Raw genomic sequence first — 7,665 nt, forward strand, 5'->3', positions numbered from 1 at the left:
GGTGGGAGAGGGTTAGGGTGAGGGCACCAGACCGCACCATCCCCTAAACCGCACAATCCATCACCCAACAATCCCCCATCCTTCACAATCATTGGTTATTATTGTTTCCGGAAAAATAATCACTTAACTAATGATTTCTGAAACCCATGACAAAAACATCTCAGGGGCTTAGCCCCGCGCTTATTCTTTTAATGTCCGTGGCAACGGGTCTGGCGGTCGCCAGTAACTACTACGCTCAACCTCTGCTCGATACCATCGCCCGGGCGTTTAACCTTTCTGCCAGCTCGGCAGGCTTTATTGTCACCGCCGCGCAGCTCGGCTATGCCGCCGGGCTGCTGTTCCTGGTGCCGCTCGGCGATATGTTTGAGCGCCGGATGCTGATTGTCTCCATGACCCTGCTGGCCGCAGGCGGCATGCTGATCACCGCCAGCAGCCACTCTTTAACAATGATGATTATCGGCACCGCGCTGACGGGTCTGTTCTCCGTGGTGGCGCAAATTCTGGTTCCACTGGCCGCCACCCTCGCCGCACCGGAAAAGCGCGGCAAAGTGGTGGGCACTATCATGAGCGGCCTGCTGCTGGGGATACTGCTGGCACGTACCGTAGCAGGTCTGCTGGCCAGCCTTGGCGGCTGGCGTACCGTCTACTGGGTGGCAAGCGTGCTGATGGTGGTGATGGCGCTCGCGCTCTGGCGCGGCTTGCCGAAGGTGAAGCAGGAAAATCACCTGAACTATCCTCAGCTTCTGGCCTCCGTGTTCAGCCTCTTTACCCGGGATAAACTCCTGCGCACCCGCGCGCTGCTGGGATGTTTCACCTTCGCCAACTTCAGCATCCTATGGACGTCGATGGCCTTTCTGCTGGCTGCACCGCCATTTAACTATTCCGAAGGGGTGATTGGTCTGTTTGGTCTGGCCGGTGCGGCGGGGGCGCTCGGCGCGCGTCCGGCAGGCGGGCTGGCCGATAAGGGCAAATCTCACATGACCACCAGCGCGGGACTGGTGCTGCTTCTGCTCTCCTGGGCGGCCATCTGGTACGGTCATACCTCCGTGCTGGCGCTGATCGTCGGCATTCTGGTGCTCGACCTCACCGTACAGGGCGTGCATATCACTAACCAGACCGTGATTTACCGCGTGAAGCCAGACGCGCGAAACCGTCTTACTGCCGGGTACATGACCAGCTACTTCATTGGTGGTGCTGCGGGCTCGTTAATTTCCGCCTCGGCGTGGCAGCATGGCGGGTGGACAGGCGTGTGCGCGACAGGAGCCGTTGTCGCCGCGCTAAACCTGGTAGTATGGTGGCGTGGATACCATCGTCAGGAAGCCATTCACTAAGTTTTACATAGCTTTGGGCCTCTTAGGGTGTAAAGGGGCCCCTCACTCTGTTAATGTAAACGTAATCATTTATCCCAGAAATTTTAATGTGGGTGACATATTTTCAAACGGCATGAATAGTTCAGACCCCTGTCCTCACATCCTCTCTTCCGCGGGTTCATCCCTCTCTCTTTCTGTGCTCACCGGGTCACGGACTTACCCGGCGCTTTCTGATAGTGACATTAGTTTGGCGGATTTAACCGCACAAATAATTCATTTACATTATTTGTCACTATCGTTACTATATCGGCTGTAATTAATGAGGTTATGCCCAAATGGATAGTTCGTTTACGCCCATTGAACAAATGCTTAAATTCCGCGCCAGTCGTCATGAGGACTTCCCGTATCAGGAAATCCTGCTGACCCGCCTGTGCATGCACATGCAGGGGAAACTGCTGGATAATCGTAATAAGATGCTGAAAGCTCAGGGGATTAACGAGACGTTATTTATGGCGTTGATTACGCTGGAGTCTCAGGAAAACCACAGTATTCAGCCGTCTGAGCTGAGCTGCGCGCTGGGTTCGTCCCGTACGAACGCCACCCGTATCGCTGATGAGCTGGAAAAGCGCGGCTGGATTGAACGCCGTGAAAGCGATAACGACCGCCGTTGCCTGCATCTGCAACTGACCGACAAAGGTCACCAATTCCTGCGTGAGGTGCTGCCACCTCAGCACAACTGCCTGCACAAACTCTGGTCTGTCCTCAGCACAAGCGAGCGCGACCAGCTTGAGCACATCACTCGCAAGCTGCTCACCCGTCTGGATCAGATGGATGAAGATGGCGCCATCCTTGAGGCGCTGCGCTAACGCGACGACACGCTCGAACATCCAGATTTAAAAAAAGAAAACTGACAGGCCAGCACGTGACACTGCTGGCCTTTCTGACAACAGGTCGGCTCAGCCGATGTGAAAATAAGAAGATCGTGGAGAACAACAATGAGCGCAAATGCGGAGAACACAACCCCGCAGCAACCGGCCAACAAGAAAGGCAAACGTAAGAGCGCCCTTCTTCTGTTGACCTTGCTCTTTATCATTATTGCCGTGGCATATGGGATCTATTGGTTTTTAGTATTGCGTCATGCAGAAGAGACAGACGACGCATACGTGGCAGGGAATCAGGTACAAATTATGGCGCAGGTGTCGGGCAGCGTGACGAAAGTCTGGGCTGACAATACCGACTTTGTGCAAAAAGGGGATGTGCTGGTCACGCTGGATCCGACCGACGCTCAACAGGCGTTTGAAAAAGCACAGACCGCGCTGGCCTCCAGCGTGCGTCAGACCCGTCAGCTGATGATCAACAGTAAGCAGTTGCAGGCCAACATCGACGTGCAGAAAACCGCACTCGCCCAGGCACAGAGCGACCTGAACCGTCGCGTGCCGCTCGGTACCGCCAATCTGATTGGCCGTGAAGAGCTGCAGCACGCCCGCGATGCCGTTGCCAGCGCCCAGGCGCAGCTGGATGTGGCTATTCAGCAGTACAACGCTAACCAGGCGATGATTCTCGGTACCAGCCTTGAAAACCAGCCTGCGGTACAACAGGCGGCGACCGAAGTGCGTAACGCGTGGCTTGCCCTGCAGCGTACCAAAATCGTCAGCCCAATGACCGGCTACGTCTCCCGTCGTTCCGTACAGCCAGGCGCGCAGATTAGCCCAACCACGCCGCTGATGGCGGTCGTGCCGGCGGACAATCTGTGGGTTGATGCGAACTTTAAAGAGACGCAGCTTGCCCATATGCGTATCGGCCAGACCGCAACTGTTATCAGCGACATTTACGGCGACGACGTGAAGTACACCGGTAAAGTGGTGGGTCTGGATATGGGTACCGGCAGCGCCTTCTCGCTGCTGCCTGCGCAAAACGCCACCGGTAACTGGATCAAAGTGGTGCAGCGTCTGCCTGTGCGTATCGAGCTTGATCCTAAACAGCTGGCAGACCATCCGCTGCGTATTGGCCTCTCCACGCTGGTGACGGTGGATACCGCTAACCGCGACGGCCAGATTCTGGCAAGCCAGGTACGTAGCACCCCGGCTTATGAAAGTAACGCCCGTGAAATTAGCCTCGATCCGGTCAACAAGCTGATCGATGACATCGTGAAGGCAAACGCCGGTTAATCCGAAGGTGAGCGTTATGCAACAGCAAAAGCCGCAAAAACCGCTGGAAGGCGCGCAGCTGGTCATTATGACCATTGCGCTGTCGCTGGCGACATTCATGCAGGTGCTGGACTCCACCATCGCAAACGTGGCAATCCCGACGATCGCCGGGAACCTTGGCTCGTCATTGAGCCAGGGAACCTGGGTCATTACCTCGTTCGGGGTGGCAAACGCCATTTCCATTCCGATTACCGGCTGGCTGGCGAAGCGCGTCGGTGAGGTGAAGTTGTTCCTGTGGTCAACGGTGGCGTTTGTGCTGGCCTCCTGGGCGTGCGGGATGTCCAGCAGCCTGACGATGCTGATTTTCTTCCGCGTCATCCAGGGGATTGTCGCCGGGCCGCTGATCCCCCTTTCGCAAAGTTTGCTGCTGAGTAACTACCCGCCTGCAAAACGCTCCGTCGCGCTGGCGCTGTGGTCAATGACCGTGATCGTCGCGCCTATCTGCGGACCGATTCTCGGCGGGTACATCAGCGATAACTACCACTGGGGCTGGATCTTCTTCATCAACGTTCCGATTGGAGCGGTTGTGGTTCTGATGACGTTGCAATCCCTGCGCGGTCGTGAGACCCGTACCGAACAGCGGCGAATCGACAGCATTGGTCTGGCGCTGCTGATCCTCGGTATCGGCAGTCTGCAGATCATGCTCGACCGGGGTAAGGAGCTGGACTGGTTCAACTCGCAGGAGATCATCATCCTGACCATTGTCGCGGTGGTGTCGCTGAGCTTCCTGATTGTCTGGGAGCTGACGGACGACAACCCGATAGTCGATCTCTCGCTGTTTAAGTCGCGAAATTTCACCATCGGCTGTCTGTGTATTAGCCTCGCCTATATGCTCTACTTCGGCGCGATTGTTCTGCTGCCGCAGCTGCTGCAGGAGGTGTATGGCTATACCGCGACCTGGGCGGGTCTGGCCTCTGCGCCTGTTGGGGTGATCCCGGTGCTGCTGTCGCCGATCATTGGCCGCTTTGCCCATAAGCTCGACATGCGTCGGCTGGTGACCTTCAGCTTCATTATGTATGCGGTGTGCTTCTACTGGCGTGCGTATACCTTTGAACCGGGGATGGACTTTGGCGCCTCTGCGTGGCCGCAGTTTATTCAGGGCTTCGCGGTAGCGTGCTTCTTTATGCCGCTGACCACCATCACGCTGTCTGGCTTACCGCCTGAGCGTCTGGCGGCCGCGTCGAGCCTGTCGAACTTTACCCGTACATTGGCGGGCTCCATCGGGACATCGATCACCACCACGCTGTGGACAAACCGGGAATCGATGCACCATGCGCAGCTGACCGAAGCGGTAAATCCGTACAACCCGAATGCGCAGCAGATGTATAGCCAGCTTCAGGGGATGGGCATGACGGAACAGCAGGCGTCCGGCTGGATTGCCCAGCAGATCACCAACCAGGGGCTGATTATCTCGGCTAACGAGATTTTCTGGATATCCGCGGGGATCTTCATCGTCCTGCTGGGGCTGGTGTGGTTTGCCAGACCGCCGTTTGGTGCTGGCGGTGGAGGGGGTGGCGCGCACTAGTCCTCTGCGTGAAATGCCCGGTGGCGCTTCGCTTACCGGGCCTACGATATGTGCACATCCGGCAAAACCCGCGCTGTTGTCCAAAACGCGACAGCAATTGTCACATCCGATAAAGCAGCGCTCCTGAAATCGATTCACGATAGTGAAAAGACAACAGGAGCGCATCATGCTGAACACACCCGCCGACAAGTACCAGCCTTATCCCGTTATTTCTCTTTCCGACCGCCGCTGGCCTGAGCAACGCATCACCCATGCCCCGCGCTGGCTCTCAACCGATTTACGCGATGGCAACCAGGCCCTGGCCGAACCCATGGACAGCACGCGCAAGCTGCAGTTCTGGGATCTGCTGTTAAGCTGCGGGTTTAAAGAGATTGAAGTTGCCTTTCCTTCTGCCTCGCAGACGGATTTCAACTTTGTTCGCCAGTTGATTGAAGAGAATCGCATCCCGGATGACGTCACAATTCAGGTATTAACCCAGGCACGGGAAGACCTGATCGTCCGCACCTTTGAATCGTTACGTGGCGCGAAACAGGCCACCGTCCATCTGTATAACGCCACCGCCCCGCTGTTTCGCCGCCTGGTGTTCGGCCTGGAGAAAGCGCAAATCGTTGAGCTGGCAACACGCTCCACGCGGCTTATCCGCACGCTGTGCGAAGAGAACCCGGAAACCCGCTGGCAGTACGAATACTCCCCGGAAACCTTCTGCTTTACCGAGCCGGAGTTTGCGCTGGAGATTTGTGAAGCGGTGGCGGAGATCTGGCAGCCCTGCGCCGAACGGCCCATGGTGATCAACTTACCGGCCACCGTGGAGGTCAGCACGCCGAACGTGTATGCCGATCAGATTGAGTATTTCTGCCGCCACTTTAGCCGTCGCACCGATGTTTGCATCAGCGTTCACCCGCATAATGACCGCGGCACCGGCGTGGCCAGCGCAGAGCTGGCGGTGATGGCGGGTGCGGACCGGGTGGAAGGCTGTCTGTTTGGCAACGGCGAACGCACGGGTAACGTCTGCCTGGTAACGCTGGCGATGAATCTCTACAGCCAGGGGATCAGCCCGAATCTCAACTTTAGCGATATGAACCGGGTGGTAGAAGTGGTGGAAGCCTGCAACCAGCTTCCGGTACACCCGCGCCATCCGTGGGCGGGACGGCTGGCCTATACCGCCTTCTCGGGCTCGCATCAGGACGCCATCAAAAAAGGCTTTGATGCCCGCAAACCGGGCGAGCGCTGGGAGATGCCGTACCTGCCCGTCGATCCGCAGGATATCGGCTGCACGTATGAAGCGGTGATCAGGGTTAACAGCCAGTCCGGGAAAAGCGGCAGCGCCTGGCTCATCGAGCAGAATCATGGTCTGAAGTTGCCCCGCGCGTTGCAGCAGGATTTTAGCCAGCATGTGCAGCAGGAGACCGATCGCCATGGTAAAGAGATGACGCAGCACGCCCTGTGGCAACTGTTTCGCAGCCGCTACGGGCTGGTCGCAGACCCGCACTTTGCCCTGCAATCTTATCGCAGCGACAGTCAGCAGGACGGTCAGTTACGTTTGACGGCAAGCGTCGTGACGCAGGGCGCAACGCGCCAGCTTGAAGGCCAGGGCAACGGGCTGTTATCCGCGGCCGCCAGTGGGTTAAGCCGCTGGCTCAACACTCCGTTTGTGATTAAAGACTACCACGAACATACGCTGGGGGAGCGCAGCGACAGCCGCTCGGTGGCTTACATCCGCTGCCTGTTCCAGGACGGCAGCAGCCGCTGGGGAGTGGGCATTGACAGTGACGTGGCGCGCGCCTCGCTCCAGGCGCTGTTTAATGCGGTGAGCTGTCTTTGAAGTAATCGCTGGGGGATGTCCCCATCACCCGGCGAAACATCGCGGTAAAGGCGCTGTGGCTACCGTAGCCCAGATCCAGCGCCACGCGTAACACGGGCTGCCCCTGAGCCAGCCGTTGCAACGCCTCCAGCAGGCGCGCCCTTCTCAACCACTCTGCGTAGCGTAAACCGGTCTGCTGTTGAAAATGACGGTTCAGTGTGCGCTCGCTCATGCCTGCGGAGCTCGCCGCCTCAGTACTGCTCCAGCTTTCACCGGGTGCCTGGCGGATCCGCTGGCAAAGCTGGCGTAACGGCTCGCTTTCCGGCTCCGGCAGATGAAACGGTAGCACTGGCATCAAACGGATCTCATCCAGAATCAGCTCATACACCCGCTCGTCGCGGCTCCCCGGCGAGTAAGACTCATCAAGCAGCAGGGAAGCGAGGATCAGTTCGCGTAACAGCGACGAGATCTGCACGATCTGGCAGGTTGCAGGGAGATCGGCCCGCGCCAGCGGATCGATAAACAGCGTACGCGCCGCCACGTTGCCGGTGATGCGAAGCGAGTGTTGCGTTCCTGCTGGCAGCCAGACGCCACGGCCCGGCGGAACAACCCAACAGCCCGATGCGGTATCCACTCTTACCACCCCGCTCAGGGTGTGCAGCAGCTGGGCACAGTCGTGCTGGTGCCACGGCTCGCTGTCACCATGAACGTAATCATGGGCAAACGGAACGAGGGGACGATGGGTAAAGGAGAAGGTAGACGTTGTGGTCATGGGTTAAACAACCCTCACCCTACCCTCTCCCGTCGGGCTGAGGGTTCCCC

The 7,665-nt window shown here is 57.9% G+C and carries 6 protein-coding genes; 5 read left to right on the plus strand and 1 reads right to left on the minus strand.

The genetic code is table 11. The features are described from left to right. The first annotated feature begins 146 nt into the window (after positions 1 to 146). From VF709_RS24470 to leuA, 5 genes are all read left to right on the plus strand, one after another. Positions 147 to 1,331 carry an MFS transporter gene (locus tag VF709_RS24470; RefSeq protein WP_013098426.1) on the plus strand — a complete coding sequence of 395 codons (1,185 nt, stop codon included), beginning with the start codon at positions 147 to 149 and terminating at the stop codon, positions 1,329 to 1,331. A 314-nt stretch (positions 1,332 to 1,645) separates the two neighbouring features. Continuing rightward, a complete protein-coding gene (mprA, locus tag VF709_RS24475; protein WP_013098427.1) occupies positions 1,646 to 2,176 on the plus strand; it encodes a transcriptional repressor MprA in 531 nt (176 codons plus the stop codon). A gap of 129 nt (positions 2,177 to 2,305) precedes the next feature. Beyond that, complete coding sequence (emrA, locus tag VF709_RS24480; protein ID WP_013098428.1) at positions 2,306 to 3,478, plus strand: multidrug efflux MFS transporter periplasmic adaptor subunit EmrA; 1,173 nt, start codon at positions 2,306 to 2,308, stop codon at positions 3,476 to 3,478. A gap of 16 nt (positions 3,479 to 3,494) precedes the next feature. Continuing rightward, positions 3,495 to 5,042, plus strand: coding sequence for a multidrug efflux MFS transporter permease subunit EmrB (gene emrB, locus VF709_RS24485; RefSeq protein ID WP_013098429.1), 1,548 nt, complete (start codon positions 3,495 to 3,497; stop codon positions 5,040 to 5,042). 166 nt (positions 5,043 to 5,208) lie between these two features. Next, positions 5,209 to 6,864, plus strand: coding sequence for a 2-isopropylmalate synthase (gene leuA, locus VF709_RS24490; RefSeq protein ID WP_149896891.1), 1,656 nt, complete (start codon positions 5,209 to 5,211; stop codon positions 6,862 to 6,864). Here the strand turns inward: leuA and VF709_RS24495 are convergent. Next, positions 6,842 to 7,615: an AraC family transcriptional regulator gene (locus VF709_RS24495; protein WP_094084772.1), complete on the minus strand. Its 774-nt coding sequence runs from the start codon at positions 7,613 to 7,615 to the stop codon at positions 6,842 to 6,844. The genes leuA and VF709_RS24495 overlap by 23 nt on opposite strands. Positions 7,616 to 7,665 lie beyond the last annotated feature (50 nt).

Origin of the sequence: Enterobacter sp. Lyrl_3 (assembly GCF_051948675.1) — a bacterium.
Lineage (GTDB): Bacteria > Pseudomonadota > Gammaproteobacteria > Enterobacterales > Enterobacteriaceae > Enterobacter > Enterobacter cloacae.

Excerpts from the sequence above, each read along its gene's own strand:
- VF709_RS24470 (WP_013098426.1), top strand. The coding sequence starts at position 147 with ATGACAAAAACATCTCAGGGGCTTAGCCCCGCGCTTATTCTTTTAATG.
- mprA (WP_013098427.1), top strand. The coding sequence starts at position 1,646 with ATGGATAGTTCGTTTACGCCCATTGAACAAATGCTTAAATTCCGCGCC.
- emrA (WP_013098428.1), top strand. The coding sequence starts at position 2,306 with ATGAGCGCAAATGCGGAGAACACAACCCCGCAGCAACCGGCCAACAAG.
- emrB (WP_013098429.1), top strand. The coding sequence starts at position 3,495 with ATGCAACAGCAAAAGCCGCAAAAACCGCTGGAAGGCGCGCAGCTGGTC.
- leuA (WP_149896891.1), top strand. The coding sequence starts at position 5,209 with ATGCTGAACACACCCGCCGACAAGTACCAGCCTTATCCCGTTATTTCT.
- VF709_RS24495 (WP_094084772.1), bottom strand. The coding sequence starts at position 7,615 with ATGACCACAACGTCTACCTTCTCCTTTACCCATCGTCCCCTCGTTCCG.